Below are 23,017 nucleotides of genomic sequence, written 5' to 3'. Positions count from 1 at the left end.
CGCCCCGAGGCCGCCCCCGCTCCGATGAAACGCCGCTACGTGCAGCTCGACGTGTTCGCCGACCGTCCGGGCGCCGGCAACCCGCTCGCCGTCGTGCTCGATGCCGAGGGCCTCGACGATGCCGCCATGCAGGCCATCGCCCGGTGGACGCGCCTGCCGGAAACCACGTTCGTGTTCCCGCCCGCCGATGCCGGGGCGAGCTACCGCGTGCGCATGTTCAGCCCGCGCCGCGAGGTGCCCTTCGCCGGGCACCCCAGCGTGGGCACCGCGCACGTCGTGCTGGACGAAGGGCTGGCCCAGCCGTCCGACGGCCTGCTGGTGCAGGAGGGCGTCGCCGGCTGCCTGCCACTGCGCATCGAGGGCAGCGGCGCCGCGCGCACGATCGCCGTGCGCACGCCGCGCGCGAAGCTCGTCGAGCGCGTCGCCGCCTGCGATCCCCGCATCGCGCCCTCGCTGTCCGGCCTCAGGCTCGGCACGCTGCCGCCGGCCCTGATGGACGGCGGCCGCCGCTGGTGGCTGGCGGAGGTGGCGAGCGAAGCCGACCTGCGCACCGCGCAACCGGACTGGGACGCGATCAGCACCCTGGCCGCGTCGACCGAAACCATGGGCCTTTGCGCCTTCGCCCGCGCGGACGCGGGGCGGGACTACCAGCTCGTCGTGCGCGCCTTCGTGGGCGCACCGGCGCGCTTCGAGGATGCCGCCTCGGGCGCCGCGAACGCCACGCTCGCCGCCTGGCTCGCGCACAACGATGCCCTGCCGGGGACGGGGGGAACCTACGTCGTCAGCCAGGGCCGCGAGGTCGGCTTCGACGCGCGCCTTCAGCTGCGCGTGGACGGCGCCGGCGACGTCTGGTCCGGCGGCCACGTGCGCACCGTCGTGCGCGGCGAGATCGACTGGTAGCGGCTCAGCCGGCCCGGACGTCCAGCAGGATCGGCACCGAGGCCAGCAGCCTGGAGATCGGGCAGTTGGCCTTGGCGTTCTCCGCGTGCTCGCGGAAGGCGGCCGCGTCCAGCCCCGGCACGTCGCCACGCACGCCGAGGCGGATCTGGGTGATGCGCGGCCCGCCGTCCATCGACATCTGCACGTCGGCGCGCGCGTCCAGCGATGCCGGCGGATGGCCGGCCTCGGTGAGCACGGCCGACAGAGCCATCGCGAAGCAGCCGGCATGCGCGGCGGCGATCAGCTCCTCGGGGTTGGTTCCCTTCTCCTCGCCGAAGCGCGAGTTGAAGCCGTAGCGCGTGCCGTCGAACAGGCCGCTCTGCGGCGTGTGCAGGCGGCCCTGTCCGGTCCGCAGGTCGCCCTCCCAGCGGGCGGTGGCGTGGCGGGTGATCGTCATGGGGGCTCTCCGGGGTCGGAAGGCGCAGCCTACTCAGGGGCTGGAAAGGCCGTGTGGTCGGCCTTGTGCAGCGCAACGCGACGGCTGAACAGGCCCGCGTTATGGTGAGCCTGCCACGCCATGACCGCCCGCCGAGCGCGCCGCTCGGTCGTGCTGACGGACCGCCACGGCGGTGGAGCGCGCCGCGGTGCCTTCGCACCGCGCCCGTCGCTCGGCCGCGCACGGAACGCGGGGCCGCCCGCCAGCGGATGGCCACCCTCCCTTTCCCACCGGAGTGCGTGGCATGCCCTACACCACCGAACAGATCAGAAACGTGGCCCTCGCAGGCCACCCCGGCGCCGGCAAGACCACCCTGTTCGAAGCCCTGCTGCATGCCGGCGGCACCCTCCAGGCGGCAGGCAGCATCGAACGCGGCAATACCGTGTCGGACTTCGACCCGATCGAGAAGCAGCGCGGCCATTCGCTCGACGTCGGCATCGCCAGCACCGACCACGCCGGCATCCACGTGAACCTGATCGACACACCCGGCTATCCCGATTTCCGCGGGCCCGCGCTGTCGGCGCTGGCGGCGGTGGAGACGGTCGCGGTGGTCGTGTCCTGCGACGGCGGCGTCGAGTACGGTGCGCGGCGGATGATGGAGTACGCGAAGTCACGCGGGCTCTGCCGCGTGCTCGTGGTCAACAAGATCGACCACAGCGCGGACTGCAACGCCGTGCTCGACGCGCTGCGCGAGACCTTCGGACCCGAATGCCTGCCGCTGAACCTGCCCGCCGACGGCGGCAGGCGCGTGGTGGACTGCTTCGGGCAGGCCGAAGGCGAAAGCGACTTCGGTCCGGTGGCGGACTGGCACCGCCGGATCATCGACCAGGTCGTCGAGATCAACGAGACCGTGATGGAGCACTACCTCGACCTCGGCGAAGACGGGCTGTCGGGACAGGAACTGCACGATGCCTTCGAGCAGTGCCTGCGCGAGGGCCATCTGGTCCCCGTCCTGTTCTGTTCCGCGCGCAGCGGCGTGGGCGTGCGCGAGCTGCTCGACGTGGCCGAGCGCCTGTTCCCGCATCCGGGCGAGGCGAACCCGCCGCCGTTCGTGAAGGGCCGCGGGGCCGACGCACAGCCGGTCCGCGCGCAGCCGGATCCGAAGGCGCACGTGATCGCCGACGTCTTCAAGATCGTCAACGACCCCTTCGTAGGCAAGCTCGGGATCTTCCGCGTCTACCAGGGCACCGTGCGGCGCGACACGCAGCTGTTCGTCGACGACGGCAAGAAGCCCTTCCGCGTCGGCCACCTGTTCAAGCTGCGCGGCAAGGAGCACATCGAGATCGAGCAGGCCGTTCCGGGCGACATCGCCGCGGTGGCGAAGGTCGAAGAGCTGCATTTCGACGCCGTGCTGCACGACAGCCACGACGAGGACCACATCCACCTCGCGCCGCTGGACTTCCCAAGGCCCATGTTCGGCCTCGCCATCGAGGCGGCGAGCAAGGGACAGGAGCAGAAGCTCGCCACCGCGCTGCACAAGCTCGCGGAGGAGGATCCGTGCTTCCAGGTGGAGCACACGGCCGAGACCTACGAAACCATCATCCGCGGGCTGTCGGACCTGCACCTGCGCATCGCGCTCGAACGGCTGAAGGACCGCTACGGGCTGGAGGTGAAGTCACGCCCGCCGCGCATCGCGTACCGCGAGACCATCAGCACCGGCGCCGAGGGCCATCACCGGCACAAGAAGCAGACCGGCGGCGCAGGCCAGTTCGGCGAGGTCTTCCTGCGCGTGGAGCCGCTTCCGCGCGGCGCGGGCTTCGAGTTCGTCGACGAGGTCAAGGGCGGCACCATCCCGGGGCAGTTCATCCCGGCCGTCGAGAAGGGCGTGCGGCAGGCGCTGGCGGGCGGTGCAGTGGCCGGGTACCCGCTGCAGGACATACGCGTGGTCGTCCACGACGGCAAGCACCATCCGGTCGACAGCAAGGAGGTGGCCTTCGTCACCGCCGGCAAGCGCGCCTTCCTGGACGCCGTGCTCAAGGCCAGGCCGCAGGTGCTCGAGCCCATCGTCGAGCTGGAAGTGACCGCACCCGAGGCGCACATGGGCGACATCTCCGGCAGCCTGGCCGGCAAGCGGGCGCGCATCCAGGGCACCGACAGCGTCCGGGGGGACGCGGTGGTGCGCGCGCAGGTGCCGCTTTCGGAGCTGGAAGGTTTCGCCGCGGAGCTCAAGTCCATGACCGCGGGCCGCGGGCGCTACTCGCTCGATTTCAGCCACTACGAGCCCGTGCCGGCCAACGTGCAGCACAAGCTCGTCGAGGCCTACAGGCCGCACGGCGAGGAGGACTGAAACGGCCGCGGCGTCCCGCGGGGCAGGAACGAGGAAGGCCGGCATTCGCCGGCCTTCCTTTTCCGCCTCGGAGCAGCAGGCTCACTCGGGGCGCACGTCCACGCGTACGCGGATCCGGTCGCCGGGGTGGTAGCTGGTGCGCGTGGTGTAGCTGCGGCCGCCGTACTCGTAGGTCACGTCGTACATGGATGCACCGCGGCCCCGCTCGTAGTCGCCGACCGGGATCGGATCGCAGGCACGCGCGACGCCGACCGTGCGGCGGGCGCTACGGTTGCGCTGGGTCTGCTCGTAGATCTGCCGGCCTGCCACGCTGCCGACCATCGAGCCGATCGCCGAAGTCGCATAGCGTGCACTGCCGCCGCCGACCTGGCTTCCCACCACCGCACCCACGATGCCGCCGATGACGGTGGCCGCGGTCTCACCTCCGCGCGTTCCGTAGGAGCGATCGCGGTAGTCGTCACGGTAATAGCCGTCGTCACGGTAGTAGCCATCGCCGCGGTAGTAGCCGTCGCGGCGGTAGCGGTCGTCGTAACCACCTGCATAGGTGCGGTCTTCCACGCAGCGCGTGGTGCCGGTGCTGGCCGCGTAGCGCCCGCTGTAGCGCGCGTCGTACACGGGGTCGACGCGCAGGACGCGTGCGTAGTCGTAATACCCGTCGGTGCTCGAATAGGCGGGATGGGACGCCACCTGCGCCGAGGCGGTGGCGGCCGTGGTGGTCATCGCGAGGGCCAGCACGCTGGCGGCAAGACGCGTCATGGACAGGCTCCGTTGCGCCGGGATGGCGCGAAGGGATCGTCCGTCGCGGGCTCTTACCGCGAACTGAACTTTGTAAAAGCGTCGTGAAACGCTCAGATGCGGTTCACCGGGCGGTGCTCATTCGTCGCCCGCGACGGCCTCCAGCGAACGCGCCTGCGGGCTGAGCTGCGCGCGCAGGATGCCGTCGGGATGCTCGCTGGTACGCAACACCACATAGGCCTGACCCGCACGCACCTGGCCGGCGACCAGCGGACTCAGCCGCATGGTCGCGCCGATGACGCGGGCCTCGGCACCGTCGGCGGCCACGTCCATGCGGGCCACCTGCTCGCCGTTCTCGCCCGCGTCGCCGGTGTGCAGCGTCGCGGAGGTCGCGCGCTCGGACAGGCCCGACACGACCAGATCCACCCGGACGTCGCCGTCGGCCTCGACCAGCGCCCGCACCTCGCCGCTCGCGGGGCGCGCATCACCCTCGGGGGCGCGCGTGGGTACGAACGAGCCGCGCAGGCGGGTGTCCTGGACCTCCTGTGCATGGGCGGGCGTGGCCGCGCCGAACACGGCGGCGAGGACGAGGGCGAGCATTGCGTGGCGCATGGCGTTCTCCGGCATCCGCTGCCGACCATCCACCGCCGCTCGCCCAGCGGGCGTGAAGGCGGCCGTGGCCTGGGGTGCGCCGCAGGTCGTCCCGGGCCAGCGACGCGCAGACGCGTTGACGGGCCGCACACGTGGCGCCGCCGCGTGCGCCCGCCCCATCTGGCCGCCGTCCTCGCGCCGCGCAGGCCTGCGCGGCCACGCACGTCCAGCGCGACTTCGCGCCACGCGAGCGATTGCGCTGACCCTGCATTCACCACGGCGCCGTACCTTGGGCCGGGATCCGTTCCCGGAGGCCCCATGCGCCGCGTCGTGCCCTACATCGTCTTCGCCGCCTCGGCCGCCCTGTTCCTCACCACGGCCTGCTCGACGGTCGGCGCGCTGCTCACGGCGCGCAAGCTCACCTTCAGCCAGCAGGAGATCCAGCAGAAGCTGTCGACGCGGTTTCCGCGCGACTACGAGCGCCTGGGTGGCCTGCTGACCGTCACCCTGATGAACCCGCGCCTGTCCATACCGCCGGGCGAGCGGCGCCTGCGGGTGGACTTCGACGTCGCCATCGGCGCGCTGGGCGCGCACCGGCGCTCGCCCGATGGGCGATTCACGCTCACCAGCGCGCTGCGCTACGATCCGGCCTCGCGTGCGCTGCATCTGTTCGAGCCGCGCATCGAGGGGATCGAGATGGCGGCGCTGGGGGGTCGGATGAACGACAACATCCGCGGCGCGCTGAATGAATGGCTTTCGGACTGGGCCAAGACCGAGCCGGTCTACCAGTTCGACAACACGCTCGTCGGGCGCATGGGCTCGCGTCGGGTGGAAGGGACACGGATCGAAGATGGCCAGGTGGTGGTCGAACTCGGCGGCTGATGCGCAGGCCGGCCTCGTGCCGGCGCTCCTCGCCGCCGTACTGCTCGCGGGATGCGGTGGCGACTCGCCCGGGGAAAGCGCGTCGGCCGACGGCCGCAGGCCCGTCGATGCACTGCCCACGCCGGCCGGCACCCCGGGGGGCAGCGTGACCGGCATGCCGGCGGCCGCGCCGCCGGGCGAACAAGAACCCACCGTCGCCGAACTGCCGCCGCCTGCGGAACCGGCCGCGATCGCCGACGTCCCGCCACCCGCGGACCCGAACGCGATCCCGGTCGACCCGGTCACCGGGCTGGCCGCCGGCGCCACGCCGCCGGCGCCACCGGCGCCGGCGCCAACCACGGCGCCGCACGATGTCGGCGGGGCCGCCGATGTCGTGCGCGAGTACACCGCCGCACTGGCCGCGGGCTCGTTCGCCGCCGCCCAGCAACTGTGGTCGACCACCCCTAACGACGCACGCGTGCTGCAGTTCGCGCGTGGCGCGGCCTTCGCGGTCGACGTGCTGCCGCCGCTGCGCCCGGCCGACCCAGCCGCCGCCGGCGGCGTCGTGGGCGTGCCCGTGCGCGTTCGTAGCACGGGCGAAGACGGCAGCGGGCACAGCGTCTCGGTCGTCTACACCGTGCGCCGCGGCGCCGACGGGCAGTGGCGCATCAGCGCGGCGAGCCTGCGCGAGGCCACGCCGTAACTCCGCCGCGCCTGGTGCTGGATACGCAGGTCTGGCTGGACCTGCTGGTGTTCGACGACCCGCGCGTGGACGCACTGCGCACGGCCCTGCAGGAAGGCGCCGCGGTCGCCCTGATGGATCCGCGCATGCATGCCGAGCTCGTGCGGGTGCTCGGTTATCCCGCCCTGTCGCTCGACGCCGCGCGTGCCGCGGCGGTGGCCCGCGACGCCTCCTTGCTTTCGCAACGCGTCGACCTGCCCGATCCCGTGCCCGCGGGCCTGCCGCGGTGCCGGGACCCGGACGACCAGATGTTCGTCGAGCTGGCGATCATCGCGCGCGTCGACGCCCTGCTCAGCCGCGACCGTGCGCTGCTGCGCATGGCCCGGCGGCTGCGCCGCGAGGGCATCGACGTGCTGGAGCCGGCCGACTGGCGTGCGGCGGCCGCCCCTCAGATCTCGAAACGATAGGAGAGCTTCACCAGCAGCTGCTCGCTGTCGCGCAGCTCGAAGGCGTCGCGGAACTGCTGGTCGTAGCGGAAATCGCCGCCCGCGGATTCGTCGAATCCACTGCCGCCGCGCACGTAGGCCACGTACAGGTGCGAAAGCGGTGCCAGCTCGTAGCGGTAGCGGACCTGGAATGCGAGGTGGCGCACAGCGAAGTCGGCATGGCGCAGGCCGACATCCACCGGCGTGCCATCGGGCGCCAGCGCATGCGAGCGCAGGGCTTGCGCATCCAGGCCCAGCGCCTCCAGCCGGACCCGCAGCTCCTGCCGGGAGTCGATCAGCCAGGTCGCGCCCGCACTCAGCAGTGCCATGTTGGACCGGTACGTGGCCAGCCCCGGCGTGCCGGCGGCATCGCGCCGCCACAGCAGCCAGTCGGGGTTGTGGCGAAGCTCCAGGCCCAGCCCGATGCTGGCGCTGTCGGAGAGGTGGTACGTCGGGCGGACGACCAGCGACAACGCGCCCTCGTCCCAGCCGCCGAGGCCTTCCGCGCCGTAGCGCGCGTTCCCGTAGAGCTCCCAGGGGCCGCGCCGGGGAAGGAAGCGCTCGCCGAACATGAACAGTTTCGAAGGCACGCGCACCGCGCCGTTGCCGCGCGTGATCAGGTCGTCGTGCCCCGCCGTCCAGCCGGCCACCTCGAAGAACTGGTTGCCGCCGTCGCGGCGTTCGCTGAAGCGGTTGAACGCCCACGCATCGGCGATGTGCAGCCCGTGGTCGTTCATTCGCCGCGAGACCGCGCCGCGCACTTCGTGGCTCGCGTAGGGCGAGTCCTCCGCCAGCGTCGTGAAGCGCCTCGCCAGCTCGTAGCGCGCGTAGTTGAAGTTGTTGCGGTCCAGGTAGCCGAAGTCGTTGAGCTGCAGGCGGTCGCCCAGGTGCACCGCGAAGAGCTGCTGCCTCCAGCCGTTGCCGATGACATGATCCACGCGCACCTGCCCGCCGCTGTCCCGAACCGTGCGCCCCTGCTGCTCTATCTCGGAGGCCGCGACGGCACTGCGGATCGTCCAGGCCGCGTTCGGCCGCCAGCGGTGGTCGAGCGCCGCCACGTTCGCCGTGCGGTCGAAAAACGGGCGCTCGACCCGCGTGAGCAGCGCGCCGATGCCCTGCGTCGCGAAGTCGCGGGTGACGCGCGCGGCGTAGAACTCGCGGCCGTCGTCGCCACCCTCGTCGGCAAGGAAAACGCCGTAATTGAAACCGGCCAGGCTGCCATTGAGCTTGAGCGCGGCACTGACGTCGCCCGCCCCGTCGCCGTCATCCTCCGGGCCGCCCACGCGCCGGGTGTAGATCAGCCGGTTGGCGCCGCCCAGCCCACCGAAAGGCACGTCGAAGACGCTCTGGTTCTCGGTGAAGAACGGGCGCTTGTCGCTGAAGAAGGTTTCGACCGCGCCGAAGTTCACGACGATCTCGTCGCTCTCGACCTGGCCGAAGTCCGGATTGACGGTAGCCGAGAGCTGGAACTGCCCGTTGGGCTTCCAGAACAGATCGGCACCGCCGTCGAAGCTCGAGTCGCGCCGCACCGCGTCGTAGACGCCTGCGACATAGGGCGTGACCGCCAGCAGCGACTGGCTGAATTTCGGCACTTCGATCTTCTCGAAGGCCGAGAGATAGCGTGGCTCGGTATGGCTGACGGCAGGCCAGGACATGCGCTCGCCGGTGGCGCCGACGACGCGGTCGAGCTGGATCGACAGCGTTCGCACGTCGCCGTCGGCCTGCCGCATGGGTGCGATATGCCAGGGAACCAGCACCTCGGCCGACCAGCCGGCCTCGTCCTCGGTGACGGCATGGCGCCAGGGCCCGTCCCAGTCGTTGTTGAACTGGTTCTCGCTGGTGATCGTGCCGTCCTCGATGCTGTCCGAGAGCGTCACCATGAAGTTGTAGCCGGTGCGCGCGTCGCCGTCGAAGTCGACGTAGAGGTTCACGCGATCGACCGGGCCGCCCTGGTCACGCTGCGTGCGCTGGCGCCGGCGCTCCACGCCCGCCGGCTGCAGATTGCGCCAGGCCACCGCCAAGCCGTCGGGCGTGGCCTTGATCCAGGCTTCGGTGGGATACGGCGCGGGCGCGCGCGAAAGCGGCTGGGTCAGGCGGAAGTCGGTGACGTGCCGGGCGCCGGCCCATTCGGCCGCGTCGATGCGGCCGTCGATCTCGATGGCCGGGGCCGCCACCGGCAACGCGGACAGGATGGCGAGCGAGAGGACGTTGCGCATGGACGCTCCGCGGGCGCGACGTGCGCCGAGGAAGCGCAGCCTAGTGGCGCACCCGCGATGCGCCGACTGTCTTAAGTCATGGCAACCCGGCGGGAACTTCGCGCATCCGTCGCGGGTCGCCGCGGATCAGGCCGCCCTGCGGGCTCCGCGCCCCGCTCCCGGCTTGGACCCGCCCCGGCGCGCCACCTTCGTCCCGCCCTTCTTCGCCACGGCGCCGCGGCCCTTCGTCGCGGCCTTCTTCGAGGCGGCCTTCTTGGCCTTCGCGGGCGCCTTTTTCGCCACCGCGCGCTTGGGCTTGAGCATGGTGCCGGTGCAGTTGCGCGCGCCGCAGAGGCAGGCCCAGATCTTCTTCATGCGCGGCGTATGCGGCTCGCCAAGCGTGATGCCGTAGTCGTAGGTGAGCTCCTCGCCGGCTTTGATGGCACGCTTGGCCTCGATGAAGATGCGGTCCTTGCGGCGATCCTCGCCCGGGTGCTCGATCAGTACCGCCTCGCAGTTCGGCGAGCAGCCGTGGTTGATCCAGCGCGCCACGCCACCCTGGATGTCGCCGTCGATCACGTACTCGTCGTTGAGCGTGAACAGGAAGGTATGGCCCGACTCGGCCGCTCCCACGTCGCTGCTGTCCACGTCCTCGTGCGTGCGGCGCATGCCCTTGTACTCGATGATCCGCTCGCCCTTGGCGATGTCGGCGATGGCGAACACGCCGGTTCCGTGGATCTTCGAGCGGCGGGCGACGACTTTGCTGGGCATGCGGGCACTCGGACTGGGCGAAGCGGCATTCTGACCGCTCGACGCGCCGCGGTCACCCGGATGGCCCCGGCCTGAATCGGCGCGGTGCGGCGATGGCGGCCGCGGCGCGCAAATCGTACAATTCCGGTCCTGATTCCGTTGCGGTCACCGACCGGCACCGGAACGGTTCGACGAGGCCGACGCATGCTGCGGGTCACCAAGCTCACCGATTACGCGACCGTGGTGCTGACGGTGATGGCCGCGGCCGGCGACGCCGTGCTCAGCGCCACGGAGGTCGCCGAGCGCTCGGGCCTGGAGCCGCCGACGGTGAGCAAGGTGCTCAAGCCGCTGTCGCAGGCGGGGCTGGTGGAAGGCTTCCGTGGCGCCCACGGCGGGTACCGGCTGGCACGGCCGGCCGCGTCGATCCGGCTGATCCAGATCATCGAGGCGATGGAAGGCCCGCTCGCGGTGACCGAGTGCAGCGTGCACGCGGGCCAGTGCGGGCGCGAGAGCTCCTGCGGCATGCGCAGCAACTGGCGCCGCATCAACGACGTCATCGTGCAGGCGCTCGAGGGCGTGACCCTGCAGGAACTGCTTTCCCCCGCCGACGCGAAACCCGATACCGCCCGCCGCATCGACCTGCGGCTGGCCGAGGCCTGATCCATGACCGAAACCATCGCCAACGCCGGGATCCACCAGCAGCTCGGTCGCCGCTACGAGGCCGGCTTCGTCACGGCCATCGAGGCCGACACCCTGCCGCCGGGCCTCGACGAGGACGTCATCCGCGCGCTCTCGGCCAAGAAGGACGAGCCGCAGTGGATGACCGACTGGCGCCTGGCCGCCTATCGCCACTGGCTGACGATGGCGCCGCCGCACTGGGCGAAGCTGGACATCGCACCCATCGACTTCCAGGCGCTGAGCTACTACTCCGCGCCGAAGGGCCCGAAGTACAAGTCGCTGGACGAGGTGCCGAAGGAACTGCTCGATACCTACGACAAGCTCGGCGTGCCGCTGCACGAGCGGGCCAGGCTCGCGGGCGTGGCGGTGGACGCGGTGTTCGACTCGGTCTCCGTGGGCACCACCTTCCGCAAGGAGCTGGCCGAGAAGGGCATCATCTTCTGCTCGATGTCCGAGGCCATCCGCGAGCACCCCGACTTGGTGCGCCAGTACCTCGGCAGCGTCGTACCGGTGGGTGATAACTACTTCGCGGCGCTCAACTCGGCGGTCTTCTCCGACGGCAGCTTCGTCTTCATCCCCAGGGGCGTGCGCTGCCCGATGGAGCTGTCCACCTACTTCCGCATCAATGCGGGCCATACCGGCCAGTTCGAGCGCACCCTGATCATCGCCGAGGACGCGAGCTACGTGTCCTACCTGGAAGGCTGCACCGCCCCCCAGCGCGACGAGAACCAGCTGCACGCGGCCGTCGTCGAGCTGGTCGCGCTGGAAGGGGCCGAGATCAAGTACAGCACCGTGCAGAACTGGTACCCCGGCGACGAGGAAGGCCGCGGCGGCATCTACAACTTCGTGACCAAGCGCGGCGAGTGCCGCGGCGCGAGGTCGAAGATCAGCTGGACGCAGGTCGAGACGGGGTCGGCAATCACCTGGAAGTACCCGAGCTGCGTGCTGATCGGCGACGACTCGGTCGGCGAGTTCTACTCGGTGGCCCTCACCCACCACCGCCAGCAGGCCGACACCGGTACCAAGATGATCCACGTCGGCAAGCGCACCAAGAGCAAGATCATCAGCAAGGGCATCAGCGCCGGCCGCGGGCAGAACACCTACCGCGGCCTGGTGCGCGTGGAGCGCACCGCGGAGGACGCGCGCAACTACACCCAGTGCGACTCGCTGCTGATCGGCAAGAAGTGCGGAGCGCACACCTTTCCCTACATCGAGGTGCGCCATCCGGGTGCGAAGGTCGAGCACGAGGCGACGACCTCGAAGATCAGCGAGGACCAGATGTTCTATTGCCGGTCCCGCGGAATCTCCGAGGAGGACGCCGTGTCGATGATCGTCGACGGCTTCTGCAAGAGCGTCTTCAAGGAACTGCCGATGGAGTTCGCGGTGGAGGCCAAGAAGCTGCTGGAAGTGAGCCTGGAAGGCAGCGTGGGCTGAGGCCGTGGCTGGTGATCCGCACACGCGATCACCATGCGAACGCCCGCCGTTTCGAACCACCCATCACGAATCGCGAATGACACCATGCTGAAGATCGACAACCTCCACGTCCGCGTCGCCGGCAAGGACATCCTCAAGGGCCTCACGCTCGAGGTCGCGCCGGGGCGCGTGCACGCGATCATGGGCCCCAACGGCGCAGGCAAGTCCACGCTGGGGAACGTGCTGGCCGGCCGCGAGGGCTACGAGGTGGTCGAGGGCTCGGTCGAGTTCGAAGGCCGCGACCTGCTGGCGCTGGAGCCGGAGGAGCGCGCCGCCGCCGGCGTCTTCCTGGCTTTCCAGTACCCGGTCGAGATCCCGGGCGTGAACAACACCTACTTCCTGCGCGCGGCGCTCAACGCGCAGCGCAAGGCGCGCGGCGAGGCCGAGCTGGACTCCATGCAGTTCCTCAAGCGGGTGCGCGAGAAGCTCGCCGTGCTGCACCTGAAGGACGAACTGCTGCACCGCGCCGTGAACGAAGGCTTCTCCGGCGGCGAGAAGAAGCGCAACGAGATCTTCCAGCTCGCGCTGCTCGAACCGAAGCTCGCGATCCTCGACGAGACCGACTCGGGCTTGGACATCGACGCGCTCAAGGCCGTAGCCGACGGCGTCAACGCGCTGCGTTCGCCCGACCGCGCCTTCCTGGTCATCACGCACTACCAGCGCCTGCTCGACTACATCCGCCCCGACGTCGTCCATGTGCTCGCAGACGGGCGCATCGTGGAGACCGGCGGCCCGGAGCTCGCCCTCGAACTCGAGCAGCACGGTTATGCCTGGGTGCGGGATCGCGTGGAGCCCGTGGCCTGACATGGCGACGCTGCTCGATTCCCTCGTCGCCCCCTTCGACGCCCTCGCCCACCGCGAATCGGGCGGGCTCGGCCCGGCGCGCCGCGAGGCCCTGCAGTCGGCCCTGCGTGATGGCCTGCCCGGCCCGCGCACCGAGTCGTGGAAGTACACCAGCCTGCGCCCGCTGGAGCGTCGTGCGTTCGGCACGCCCGCCTCGCCGGCGGCGTTCGACCCCGCGCAGGTGCTGGCCTTGCCGGCGCCGCGCATGGTGTTCGTCAACGGGCGCTTCGACGCCGGCCTGAGCGACCTGTCCAGCCTGCCCGAGGGCGTCGTCGCCGAGCCGCTGTCGCAGGTGCTCGAGCGCGGGGACGAGCGCGAGTGCAATCTCCTGGCCCGGCGCTTCGAGCGGGGCGACGAGGTCTTCGCGCGCCTGAACGCGGCACTGGCGGTCGATGGCCTGGTGCTGCGCGCGGACGCCGGCACGCGCGGCACCCGGCCCGTGCATCTCGTCTCCGTCGGCACCGCCGACGCGGGCGACGTCGCCTGGCACCTGCGTCACCTGGTCGAACTGCGGGAAGGCGCCTGCCTCGAAGTCGTCGAACACCTCTGGGGCGCGTGCGCGCATGCGAACCTCTGCAACCAGCTGGCGCACGTGCACCTCGCGCCCAGGTCGCGCCTGGTGCATGCCCGCCTGCAGGAGGAAGCGCCGGCTGCGACCGTCATCGCCCGTACTGACGCGGCGCTCGCGCGCGAGGCCGAGTACCGGCGGCTCGACCTCGAACTCGGCGGCGGCCTCTCACGCCACGAACTCAACATCGCACTGCACGGAGAGGGCGCGGCTGCGCATGCCAACGGCGTGCTGCTCGCGTCCGGGCGTCGCCATCTCGACACGCGGCTGGGCCTGGACCATGCGGGCCCGGCCACGCGCTGCGAACTGACCTGGCGCGGGCTCGGCGCCGGCCGCGGGCGCGCGGCCTTCCACGGCGGCATCCTGATCCGCGCGGGCGCCGACGGCACGGAGGCCGCGCTGTCGAACAAGAACCTGCTGCTGTCGGCGAATGCCGAGATCGACACGCAACCCGTGCTCGAGATCCATGCCGACGAAGTGAAGGCCGCGCATGGCGCCACGGTCGGCCAGCTCGACCCGACGGCGCTGTTCTACCTGCGCTCGCGCGGCGTGCCCGCGCATGAAGCCCGGGCGATGCTCACCGCCGCGTTCTGCCGGGAGACGCTGTCGGTGTTCGACGACGGCCCGCTTCGCGACCTGCTTGCCGCGCGCCTGGATGCCGCGCTGGCCCGGGAGGCGGTGGCATGAGCGAGGCCATCGACTGGGCCCGCGTGCGTGCCGACTTCCCGCTGCTCACGCGCGAGGTCCACGGCAGGCCGCTGATCTACCTCGACTCGGCCAACACCGGGCAGAAGCCGGCGGCGGTGATCGAGGCGGTGGACGACTTCTACCGCCGCCACAACGCCAATGTCAGCCGCGCGGTACACGCACTGGGCTCCGAGGCGACGGAGGCCTACGAGGGCGCGCGCCGCAAGCTCGCCGCCTTCCTCAACGTGCACGCCAACGACCTGGTGCTGTGCAGCGGCACGACGTTCGCGCTCAATCTCGTCGCCTACAGCTGGGCGCTGCCGCGCCTGAAGGCCGGCGACGCGATCCTGCTCACGCGCATGGAGCACCACGCCAACATCGTGCCCTGGCAGATCGTGGCGCAGCGCACGGGCGCGGTGATCCGGGTCGCGGAGATCGACGAACGGGGCGAGCTCGACCTCGAGCGCCTGTTCGCGCAGATGACGCCCGACGTGAAACTGCTCGCGTTCACCCACGTCTCCAACGTGCTCGGCACGGTCAACCCCGCGCGCGAGATCTGCCGCGAGGCGCGCCGGCGCGGCATCGTCACCGTGGTCGACGGCTCGCAGGCCGCGCCGCACCGCGCGCTCGACGTCGCCGGGCTGGGCTGCGACTTCTACGCCATCACCGGCCACAAGATGGCGGGCCCGACCGGCACCGGCGCGCTGTGGGCGCGACGCGAACACCTCGAGGCCATGCCGCCCTTCCTCGGCGGCGGCGAGATGATCCGCGAGGTGCGCTTCGAGGGCACCGTCTACAACGATCCGCCGCACCGTTTCGAGGCCGGCACCCCGAACATCGCCGGCTTCGTGGGGCTCGGGGCGGCCGTCGATTACCTGTCCGGCATCGGCATGGCGGCGATCGAGGCGCGCGAGAAGGAACTGCTCGCGCACGCCACGGCGGCGCTTTCGCAGGTCGAAGGCCTGCGCATCCTCGGCGACGCGCGCGAGAAGGCGGCGGTGATCAGCTTCCTCGTCGAAGGCGCCCACGCCCACGACCTCGCCACCCTGCTGGACCTCGAAGGCGTGGCGGTGCGCTCGGGCCACCACTGCGCGCATCCGCTCATGCAGCACTACGGCGTGCCGGCCACCTGCCGTGCCTCGTTCGCGTTCTACAACACCGTCGAAGAGATCGATCGCTTCGTCGAAGCGCTGCAGAAGGTGCGACGGCTGCTGGCATGACCCTGCCTGCAATGCACGCGCACCCGCCTTGGGATGACGAGATGACCGCCTCTGCCATGCCCCTCGAATTCCGCACCGCCGGGCCGGCCGATGTCGACGCCGTCGTTGCGTTGGTCGAGTCCGCGTATCGCGGCGAGGCCAGCCGCGCGGGCTGGACCACCGAGGCCGACCTGCTCGGCGGCCGCCGCACCGGTCCCGACGATGTGCTCGCCTGCATCGAACGCCCGCGCAGCGCCATCCTGCTGGCCGAACGGAGCGGCGACGACGGCCGCGAACTGCTCGCCTGCGCCCACGTGGCGGATGACGACGGCGCCGGCTACTTCGGCATGTTCTCGGTGCGGCCCAGCCTGCAGGGCGGTGGCATCGGCAAGCGCCTGCTCGAGCATGCCGAGCGCTTCGTGCGCGAGCGCTGGAGCCTGCCGGTGATGCGCATGACGGTGATCGACGTGCGCGACGAGCTCATCGCCTTCTACGAGCGCCGCGGCTACCGCCGCACGGGCATCGTCAAGCCCTTCCCCTATGGCGACGAGCGCTTCGGCCTGCCCCTTCGCGATGACCTGCGTTTCGAAGTGCTGGAAAAGCCGCTCGGCTGAGCGCGGATAATCGCCGTCACCAGAACAGGGAGCTGCTCCGTGGAAGGCTGGATCCGCGTCTGCACCACCGCCGAGCTTCTCCCCGGCGAATCGAAGGTCGCCTGGGACGGCGACACGCCCATCCTGGTCGTCAACCTCGACGGCGAGCTGCATGCGCTGGAGGACCGCTGCACGCACGAGGACTACGAGCTGTCCGCCGGCCCGATCGACGTGGCCGAAGGCAGCATCGAATGCCTGCTGCACGCCGCGCGCTTCGACCTGCGCACCGGCCGGCCGCTTTGCGGCCCGGCTTACGTCCCCGCCGTGCGCTTTCCGGTGCGCGTGGAAGACGGGGTCGTCTGGACGCGCGACGATCGGGACTGAGCCCCGCGCCCGAAGGCACGTTTTCATCGCTGCCCCGGCAGACCACCATCACGTTTTTTGTTTGCAAACGCGAATCTTTCTCATTACGATCCGCACGCCGCAGCCGCTTGCTGCCCTGCACGGATCACACCCTTGAACACGACGTTCCGCCCCGCCCCGCTCGCCGCCGCCCTGCTGCTCGCCTGCGCACCCTTGGCGCACGCCGAACCCGACGCCTCGGCCCGTGAACTCGACCGCGTGGTCGTCAGCGGCCATCGCGACGGCTACGGCGCGCAGGCCACCCGGACGGCCACCAAGACCGACACCGCACTGCGCGACGTGCCGCAGGCCATCACGGTGGTCACCGGCGAGGTCATCCGCGACCAGGCCATGACCAGCATGGTCGATGCGCTGCGGCTGGTGCCGGGCGTGGGTGTGGCCCAGGGCGAAGGCCACCGCGACGCGCCGATCTTCCGCGGCAACGCGTCGACGTCCGACATGTTCGTCGACGGCGTCCGCGACGACGTGCAGTACATCCGCGACCTCTACAACATCGATCGCGTCGAGGTGCTCAAGGGCCCGAACGCGATGATCTTCGGCCGCGGTGGCGTCGGCGGCGTCATCAACCGCGTGACCAAGGTGGCGGACGGGCACGAACACCGCGAGATCTCGCTGCAGGCGGGCGACTACAACCGCAGCCGCGGCACCTTCGACCTCGGCCAGCCTCTCGCGGGCCGGGATGCGAGCTTCCGCGTGACCGGCCTCTACGAGGACTCGGAGAACTTCCGCGACTTCTTCGAACTCGAGCGCTACGGCATCAACCCCACGCTCACGTTCGGCGCCGGTGGCACGACCAGCGTCACCCTTGGCTACGAGCATTTCCGCGACGAGCGCGTGGCCGACCGCGGCGTGCCCTCCCAGCTCGCGCTGGGCATCGGGCGGCCGGTCGACGTGGCGCCCGAGACGTTCTTCGGCTCGCCGCAGCACAGCCCGATCCGCGCACGCGTCGACGCGTTCACCGCACTGGTCGAGCACCGCTTCGCCGGCGGCGCCCGCCTGAGCAACCGCACGCGCTGGGCCGACTACGACCGCTTCTACCAGAACGTCTACCCCAACGGGCTCTCGCGCGATGGATCGCAGGCGCTGATCGCCGCCTACAACAGCTCGATGAAGCGCGAGAACGTCTTCAACCAGACCGACCTGGTCCTGGGCTTCAACACCGGTGCCGTCGAGCACACGCTGCTGGCGGGCGCCGAGTTCGGCCGCCAGGTGACCGACAACCTGCGCCTGAGCGGTTCCTTCCCCGCCGCCACCTGCGACGGCGCGGTGCGCACCAACCTGGCCTGCGTGCCGCTGTCGAACCCCGTCTACACCGGCCCGGTGAGCTTCGCGGCCGCGGCGAGCGACGCCGACAACCGCAGCGTGGCCAGGGTGGGCGCGCTCTACGTGCAGGACCAGATCGAGTTCTCGCCGCAGTGGCAGGCCATCCTCGGCCTGCGCTACGACCGCTTCGAGGCCGAGGTGCGACAGAACCGCACCGGCGCGGTGGTGGCCTCCACCGACAACCTGTGGTCGCCGCGCCTGGGCCTGATCTGGAAGCCTGTCGAACCGCTGTCGATCTACGCGAGCTACAGCCAGGCCCACCTCCCGCGCGCCGGCGAACAGCTGGCCTCGCTCACGCCCGGCAACCGCAGCCTGGAGCCCGAGGAGTTCCGCAACTATGAGCTCGGCGCGAAGTGGGACCTCACGCCCGATTTCGCATTGACCGCGGCGGTCTTCCAGCTCGATCGCACCAACGTGGCGATCGCCGACCCGGCCGACCCCACGCGCTCGATCCTCGTCGACGCACAGCGCACCGAGGGCGTGGAACTCGCGCTTGCCGGCCAGCTCACGCAGGCCTGGAAGCTGATGGCGGCGTATGCCTACCAGGAAGGCCGCATCACCCGGCCGACGCCGTCGGAGCTCGCCCAGCTGCCGCGCCACAGCGCCTCGCTGTGGAACCGCTTCGACCTCAACCCGTCCTGGGGCTTCGGGCTTGGCGTGGTCTACCGCGACGACGTCTTCGCCAGCAGCAGCAACCGGGTGACGCTCGACGCGTTCACCCGCGTCGATGCGGCCGTCTACTACACGGCGAGCCCCAACCTGCAGCTGCAGCTCAATGTCGAGAACCTGTTTGACGACGAGTATTTCGCGAACGCGCACAACGACAACAACCTGATGCCGGGCTCGCCCCGTGCGCTCGTGCTGACCGCGCATGTTGCGTTCTGAGACGGTGGACAGACCCGTCATGTCGACCCCCGCACCGCCGGCCGCCACCGCGCGCCGGCGGACGGGCACCGCGGCTTACCGCGTCGTTCGCCAGGTCCATCTCTGGGTCGGCGCCTGGGGTGCACTGGCCGCACTGCTGTTCGGTTTCACCGGGCTGGTGATGAATCACCGCTTCGGCGACGACGCCTGGCCGCAGGGCGAGGCGAAGGAGACGGGGCGCGTGGTCGTGGAGGTACCGGCGGAGGCCCGGCGGTCGCCCGAGGCGCTGCGGAGCTGGCTGGCCAGCGAACATGGCCTCGTGCCCCAGACGTTCAAGAAGAGCAAGCCCGAGAAGGCGCGCCTGGGCGAGCGCATCGTCGCCCAGCCACCTCGCTGGAACCTCGCGGGCGGCAGCGCGGGCCGCTCATGGGCGATGGAGTACGTACCCGGCAACGCGACCGCGGAGATCAGGCAGTCGCGCCACAGCCTGCTGGCATCGCTCACTCGCCTGCACAAGGGCTACAACGGCGGCGGGCTCTGGAGCTGGCTGGTCGACAGTTTCGCGATCGGCATGCTGCTGCTGGGCATCAGCGGCATCTGGATGTGGGCCCGCGGGCGCTCGCCCCGCGAAATGCTGATGAGCGTGATGGCGCTCTCGACACTCGTATTCGCTGTCGTGGTGGCACTGGCGGTCGCCTAGGTGTGATGTTTCAAGAGGTTGTTCCCCTCTGACCGGAAGGGGAAGCGGATGTCGCTAGACAGACAGCTTCCGCCCGCGGGGAACAGGCATGCACGAGAACGCGGGCCTGGGCCGAAGGATCGAGCGGTACTCGAGGGATGCAGTCCCGCCGGCGAGGTGCCGAAGTGGCCCGGCGACGCGCTGTCGGAACGCCCGTGCGCAGACGGCGCCGCAGGCTCCGTCAGGTTGGCGGCCTGGACGACCACAACGGCCTCCCGCGTTCGGGTCCACGGGCGGTCCCGGCCGGGCGGCGTGCGCGGACCGAGTCGCTCCGGGGTGCCGGTGGCCAGCGCCCGCCCAGCTGTCGGGCGAGTCCGGCGTACCCACGGCGGCCATGAGCCGGGAGCCGTCGCAAGCTTCACGGGCGCCGGGCGATCGACGCCGCCACCGGACACCGCCGGACTTCTCAGGCCGTGTCGACCAGACGGAGACCGGCACCCGCTCCGGGCGCGGGGTCGACCGGCGCGATGCGGATCAGCAGGGCTTCGCCGGCGCCGTCCAGCGCATGCCGGAGCCGGCCGTCGCCTGCAGCGAGCAGCGCGGTGTCGCCCATCGCCAGCGGGGGCAGGCCGCTGTCGTCCGAGAAGCGTGCCTGCCCTGCCAGCAGGTGGACCACCCAGGTATGGCCCGGGTCGGCAAAGAGCACCATCGTCCCGACCAGCGGGCGGCGCCAGAGCTCGGCGGCCACGCGGTCGCGTCGCCACATCAGGTTGAAGTCCTGCGTCGGCCCCTCGAGCGGGGTGCCCAGCAGCGGGCGTTCCCCGGAGAAGCGGTGGCGACCGTGCGGCGGGACGAGCTGGACGCTCTGGCCGTCGGCGAAGTCCAGCCTCAGGCCGGCGCCGGTGAGCAGCACCAGTTCCCGGTCGACGCCGGGAAAGGTGGAGAACGGCGCTTCCGCCGCGACCTCGGCGATGGACAGGCGCCAGTCCCAGCCCTCGCCGTCCGCTGCGGGCTCGGCGTGGATCTCGCGCGTCCAGCCGGCACCGTTCGCCCAGCGTGTGCGGCGGTAGTCGACAGCAGGAATCACGCGCGATCGGGCGTTCATGGCAGGGCGGACTGACGGAGCCGCCGCCAGTCTAGGCGCTCGCGCGGGCCTGCGCGGCCTGGCCCCTCGAAGAAGCCGCCCGCACCTTCCGTGGTGCGGGCGGCGGACATCCTGTCGGGTGGGACACCATCCTCGTCCCGCGGCCACCTCCATGCGGCCGCCGGGATTTCAACGTTGCAGGGCGGCGCGCGCCGGCACTCGCCCGGCCGCCGCGCGGGCGGCCGGGCGGGCCGCGCCCAGCACGATGCGGTCACGGTTCTTCTCGATGGTCTTGAGGCCGATGCCCTTCACCAGCGCGAGCTGGTCGATGGAGCGGAACGGGCCGTGCGCCTTCCGGTAGTCGACGATGGCCTGCGCCTTCGACGGGCCGATGTTCAGCAGCACCCGGTCAAGGGTCGCGGTGTCGGCCGTGTTGATGTCCACGCGCTCGGTGGGCGTGGCGGCGACGGCCGCACCGGCGAGCGCGAAGGAGAGCACGAGGGTCTGCAGCAGGCGGGCGATGCGCTTCATGACGGATTCCTTGTCGGTGGGCCGGGCCGCCAGCCGGCCCGTTGGAGACAGTCTCCCGACCTTCCCCTGCCGGCCCCATCGCCATCCCGCCCGCCGGCGGGCGGGATAGTCCGTACCGGCATGTAGGAAAAGTCCGAACCATGCCGGGCGGTAGAATCGATCACCCCCGCCCGCTTTCCCCCCGAGGTTCCGATGGACGCCCGCCGCGTCGAAGCTTTCGTGTCGAAGAAGTGGGACGACGAGATCGTCCCGCAGCTGGTCGACTACATCCGCATTCCCTGCAAGTCCCCCATGTTCGACGCCGACTGGGTGGCGCATGGCTACATGGACCAGGCCGTCGAGCTGATGACGCGCTGGGCGCAGGCGCAGGGCGTCGAGGGCATGCAGCTGGAGGTGGTGCGCCTGGAAGGCCGCACGCCGCTGATCTACATCGAGGTGCCCGCGGCCAACGGCGGGTCGGACGAGGACTGCGTGCTGCTCTACGGCCACCTCGACAAGCAGCCCGAGATGGTGGGCTGGGACGCCGACCTGGGCCCGTGGGAGCCCGTCATCAAGGGCGACCGCCTCTACGGCCGCGGCGGCGCGGACGACGGCTATGCGATCTTCGGCTCGCTCACCGCGATCATGGCGCTGCGCGAACAGGGCCTGCCGCATGCGCGTTGCGTGATCCTCATCGAGGCCTGCGAGGAATCGGGCAGCTACGACCTGCCGGCCTACGTCGACCACCTCGCCCCGCGCATCGGCAAGCCCTCGCTCGTGGTCTGCCTGGACTCGGGCTGCGGCAACTACGACCAGCTCTGGTGCACGACGTCGCTGCGCGGCCTTACGGGCGGCAACCTGAGCGTCAAGGTGCTCGACGAGGGCGTCCATTCGGGCGACGCCTCCGGCATCGTGCCCTCGAGCTTCCGCCTGCTGCGCCAGCTCCTGTCGCGCCTGGAGGACGAGAAGACCGGGCGCATCCTCCTCGACGAGCTGCACGTCGAGATCCCCGCCGAGCGCCTGGAGCAGGCGCGCAAGGCCGCCGAAGTGCTCGATACCGCCGTGTACGACAAGTTCCCCATGGTGGAGGGCCTGGTGCCCATGCACGAGGACCTCGCCGAGCTGGTCCTCAACCGCACCTGGCGCCCGGCCCTGTCGGTGACCGGCGTGGACGGCATGCCGCCGCTGTCGTCGGCGGGCAACGTGCTGCGCCCGCATACCGCGGTCAAGCTCTCGCTGCGTCTGCCGCCCACGCTCGACGGCAAGCGCGCCGGCGAGCGCCTGAAGGAGGTGCTGCTGCGCGATCCGCCCAACGGCGCGCAGGTCACGCTGGAGCTCGAGAAGGCCAGCAGCGGCTGGAACGCGCCGGCGCTGTCGCCCTGGCTCGAGCAGGCGATCGAGGAATCGAGCCGGCAGTTCTTCGGGCGCTCGGCGATGTACATGGGCGAAGGCGGCAGCATTCCCTTCATGGGCATGCTCGGCGAGAAGTTCCCGGGCGCGCAGTTCATGATCACCGGCGTGCTGGGCCCGCACAGCAATGCGCACGGGCCGAACGAGTTCCTGCACATCCCGATGGGCAAGCGCGTGACCGCCTGTGTCTCGCACGTCATCCACCAGCACCACCTGGCGTCGCAGCGCGGCCAGACGCAGGGCGTGGCGGCGGTGGCCGGGGGCGAACAGCACGGCGGCCACGGCTGCTGCTGAAGGCAGGCCGTCCTCCGCGTATCGAAGGCCCGCTCCGGCGGGCCTTCGTCGTTCCGGCACGCGGCACAGCGGGACTGCCCGGGGAACTCGACGCCGCGCCCACATCCCGCCGACGAGGATCGACGCCACCTCACGCGGGGCGACCTCCATGTTCGACGGCTTCTTCGGCTACCTGATCGGCGGCGCGATCATCGGCGTGCTTGCGCGCATCCTCAAACCCGGCCCGGAAAACGTCGGCCTGATCATGACCATCGTGATCGGCGCGGTGGGCGCGGCGATCGGCGGCTACTTCGTGGGCGAAGGCTGGCTGGCATGGGTGGTGGCGATCGTCAGCGCGATCGTGCTGCTCGCGGCGTGGCAGGCGATCTTCCACAAGCGCAGGGCGGCGGCGAAACGCTGACCCGCGGAAAGCGGGCGGCCTCGTCGCG

Annotated in this window: 22 protein-coding genes and 1 pseudogene; 16 read left to right on the top strand and 7 right to left on the bottom strand. The window is 70.9% G+C overall.

Annotated features, from left to right (window positions below):
• Window positions 1-24: 24 nt before the first annotated feature.
• The gene (locus EYQ95_RS13325) at window positions 25-900 is read left to right on the top strand and encodes a PhzF family phenazine biosynthesis protein (RefSeq protein ID WP_132327712.1); all 876 of its coding nucleotides are present in this window, start codon (window positions 25-27) and stop codon (window positions 898-900) included.
• 4 nt (window positions 901-904) lie between these two features.
• Here the strand turns inward: EYQ95_RS13325 and EYQ95_RS13320 are convergent, their stop codons facing one another.
• Window positions 905-1,336: an OsmC family protein gene (locus EYQ95_RS13320; protein WP_132327711.1), complete on the bottom strand. Its 432-nt coding sequence runs from the start codon at window positions 1,334-1,336 to the stop codon at window positions 905-907.
• Window positions 1,337-1,619: 283 nt separating this feature from the next.
• On the opposite strand from EYQ95_RS13320, the gene fusA reads away from it, so the two are divergent.
• Entirely contained in the window at window positions 1,620-3,662 is a 2,043-nt protein-coding gene (gene fusA, locus EYQ95_RS13315; protein WP_132327710.1) for an elongation factor G, read from the top strand.
• An 81-nt stretch (window positions 3,663-3,743) separates the two neighbouring features.
• Here the strand turns inward: fusA and EYQ95_RS13310 are convergent, their stop codons facing one another.
• Together EYQ95_RS13310 and EYQ95_RS13305 are read right to left on the bottom strand one after the other, a co-directional pair.
• Window positions 3,744-4,418 (bottom strand): glycine zipper 2TM domain-containing protein, encoded by a 675-nt coding sequence (locus EYQ95_RS13310; protein WP_132327709.1) that lies wholly within the window; start codon window positions 4,416-4,418, stop codon window positions 3,744-3,746.
• A 117-nt stretch (window positions 4,419-4,535) separates the two neighbouring features.
• Entirely contained in the window at window positions 4,536-5,009 is a 474-nt protein-coding gene (locus EYQ95_RS13305; protein ID WP_165924733.1) for a CHRD domain-containing protein, read from the bottom strand.
• A gap of 297 nt (window positions 5,010-5,306) precedes the next feature.
• Here EYQ95_RS13305 and EYQ95_RS26375 point away from each other — a divergent pair, with 297 nt between their 5' ends.
• From EYQ95_RS26375 to EYQ95_RS13290, 3 genes are read left to right on the top strand one after another with little or no spacing between them, the layout of a single operon-like run.
• Window positions 5,307-5,870 carry a DUF1439 domain-containing protein gene (locus EYQ95_RS26375; protein ID WP_165924732.1) on the top strand — a complete coding sequence of 188 codons (564 nt, stop codon included), beginning with the start codon at window positions 5,307-5,309 and terminating at the stop codon, window positions 5,868-5,870.
• Window positions 5,839-6,552, top strand: a complete 714-nt coding sequence (locus EYQ95_RS13295) for a hypothetical protein (RefSeq protein WP_132327706.1) — start codon at window positions 5,839-5,841, stop codon at window positions 6,550-6,552. The genes EYQ95_RS26375 and EYQ95_RS13295 overlap by 32 nt, the downstream gene beginning before the upstream one ends.
• A gap of 14 nt (window positions 6,553-6,566) precedes the next feature.
• Window positions 6,567-6,998 carry a putative toxin-antitoxin system toxin component, PIN family gene (locus EYQ95_RS13290; protein ID WP_207916423.1) on the top strand — a complete coding sequence of 144 codons (432 nt, stop codon included), beginning with the start codon at window positions 6,567-6,569 and terminating at the stop codon, window positions 6,996-6,998.
• Here the strand turns inward: EYQ95_RS13290 and EYQ95_RS13285 are convergent.
• Together EYQ95_RS13285 and EYQ95_RS13280 are read right to left on the bottom strand one after the other, a co-directional pair.
• Window positions 6,980-9,232, bottom strand: coding sequence for a DUF5916 domain-containing protein (locus tag EYQ95_RS13285; RefSeq protein ID WP_132327704.1), 2,253 nt, complete (start codon window positions 9,230-9,232; stop codon window positions 6,980-6,982). The two genes, EYQ95_RS13290 and EYQ95_RS13285, sit on opposite strands and share 19 nt — an antisense overlap.
• A 285-nt stretch (window positions 9,233-9,517) precedes the next feature.
• Window positions 9,518-9,982 (bottom strand): annotated as a pseudogene (locus EYQ95_RS13280) (SET domain-containing protein); the annotation flags it as partial.
• A 183-nt stretch (window positions 9,983-10,165) separates the two neighbouring features.
• Between EYQ95_RS13280 and EYQ95_RS13275 the strand changes: the two are divergent.
• The 9 genes from EYQ95_RS13275 to EYQ95_RS13235 all read left to right on the top strand — a co-directional run bounded on the left by EYQ95_RS13275 (window position 10,166) and on the right by EYQ95_RS13235 (window position 19,312).
• Window positions 10,166-10,621: an SUF system Fe-S cluster assembly regulator gene (locus EYQ95_RS13275; protein ID WP_132327702.1), complete on the top strand. Its 456-nt coding sequence runs from the start codon at window positions 10,166-10,168 to the stop codon at window positions 10,619-10,621.
• A 3-nt stretch (window positions 10,622-10,624) separates the two neighbouring features.
• The gene (gene sufB / locus EYQ95_RS13270) at window positions 10,625-12,073 is read left to right on the top strand and encodes a Fe-S cluster assembly protein SufB (protein ID WP_132327701.1); all 1,449 of its coding nucleotides are present in this window, start codon (window positions 10,625-10,627) and stop codon (window positions 12,071-12,073) included.
• Between the two features lie 84 nt (window positions 12,074-12,157).
• Window positions 12,158-12,916 (top strand): Fe-S cluster assembly ATPase SufC, encoded by a 759-nt coding sequence (gene sufC, locus EYQ95_RS13265; protein WP_132327700.1) that lies wholly within the window; start codon window positions 12,158-12,160, stop codon window positions 12,914-12,916.
• A gap of 1 nt (window position 12,917) precedes the next feature.
• On the top strand, window positions 12,918-14,210 hold the full coding sequence (sufD, locus tag EYQ95_RS13260) for a Fe-S cluster assembly protein SufD (protein WP_132327699.1): 1,293 nt from the start codon (window positions 12,918-12,920) through the stop codon (window positions 14,208-14,210).
• Window positions 14,207-15,430: a cysteine desulfurase gene (locus tag EYQ95_RS13255; RefSeq protein ID WP_132327698.1), complete on the top strand. Its 1,224-nt coding sequence runs from the start codon at window positions 14,207-14,209 to the stop codon at window positions 15,428-15,430. Before sufD ends, EYQ95_RS13255 begins: the two co-directional genes overlap by 4 nt.
• Before the next feature lie 56 nt (window positions 15,431-15,486).
• Window positions 15,487-16,023: a GNAT family N-acetyltransferase gene (locus EYQ95_RS13250; protein WP_132327793.1), complete on the top strand. Its 537-nt coding sequence runs from the start codon at window positions 15,487-15,489 to the stop codon at window positions 16,021-16,023.
• Window positions 16,024-16,062: 39 nt separating this feature from the next.
• Complete coding sequence (locus EYQ95_RS13245) at window positions 16,063-16,386, top strand: non-heme iron oxygenase ferredoxin subunit (protein WP_132327697.1); 324 nt, start codon at window positions 16,063-16,065, stop codon at window positions 16,384-16,386.
• A 132-nt stretch (window positions 16,387-16,518) separates the two neighbouring features.
• The gene (locus EYQ95_RS13240) at window positions 16,519-18,633 is read left to right on the top strand and encodes a TonB-dependent siderophore receptor (protein WP_243699925.1); all 2,115 of its coding nucleotides are present in this window, start codon (window positions 16,519-16,521) and stop codon (window positions 18,631-18,633) included.
• Between the two features lie 19 nt (window positions 18,634-18,652).
• Window positions 18,653-19,312 (top strand): PepSY-associated TM helix domain-containing protein, encoded by a 660-nt coding sequence (locus EYQ95_RS13235; RefSeq protein WP_165924731.1) that lies wholly within the window; start codon window positions 18,653-18,655, stop codon window positions 19,310-19,312.
• A gap of 445 nt (window positions 19,313-19,757) precedes the next feature.
• On the opposite strand, the gene EYQ95_RS13230 is transcribed toward EYQ95_RS13235, so the two are convergent.
• The gene (locus EYQ95_RS13230) at window positions 19,758-20,396 is read right to left on the bottom strand and encodes a HutD family protein (protein ID WP_132327695.1); all 639 of its coding nucleotides are present in this window, start codon (window positions 20,394-20,396) and stop codon (window positions 19,758-19,760) included.
• 168 nt (window positions 20,397-20,564) lie between these two features.
• Window positions 20,565-20,906 (bottom strand): ComEA family DNA-binding protein, encoded by a 342-nt coding sequence (locus tag EYQ95_RS13225; protein ID WP_132327694.1) that lies wholly within the window; start codon window positions 20,904-20,906, stop codon window positions 20,565-20,567.
• A gap of 192 nt (window positions 20,907-21,098) precedes the next feature.
• On the opposite strand from EYQ95_RS13225, the gene EYQ95_RS13220 reads away from it, so the two are divergent.
• Entirely contained in the window at window positions 21,099-22,589 is a 1,491-nt protein-coding gene (locus EYQ95_RS13220) for a M20 family metallopeptidase (protein WP_132327693.1), read from the top strand.
• A gap of 148 nt (window positions 22,590-22,737) precedes the next feature.
• Window positions 22,738-22,989: a GlsB/YeaQ/YmgE family stress response membrane protein gene (locus EYQ95_RS13215; protein WP_132327692.1), complete on the top strand. Its 252-nt coding sequence runs from the start codon at window positions 22,738-22,740 to the stop codon at window positions 22,987-22,989.
• Window positions 22,990-23,017 lie beyond the last annotated feature (28 nt).

The sequence above is a fragment of the Lysobacter sp. N42 genome (assembly GCF_004344885.1).
Note: the sequence above shows the minus strand (reverse complement) of the source record. Positions and strands in the feature narration are given on the sequence as shown.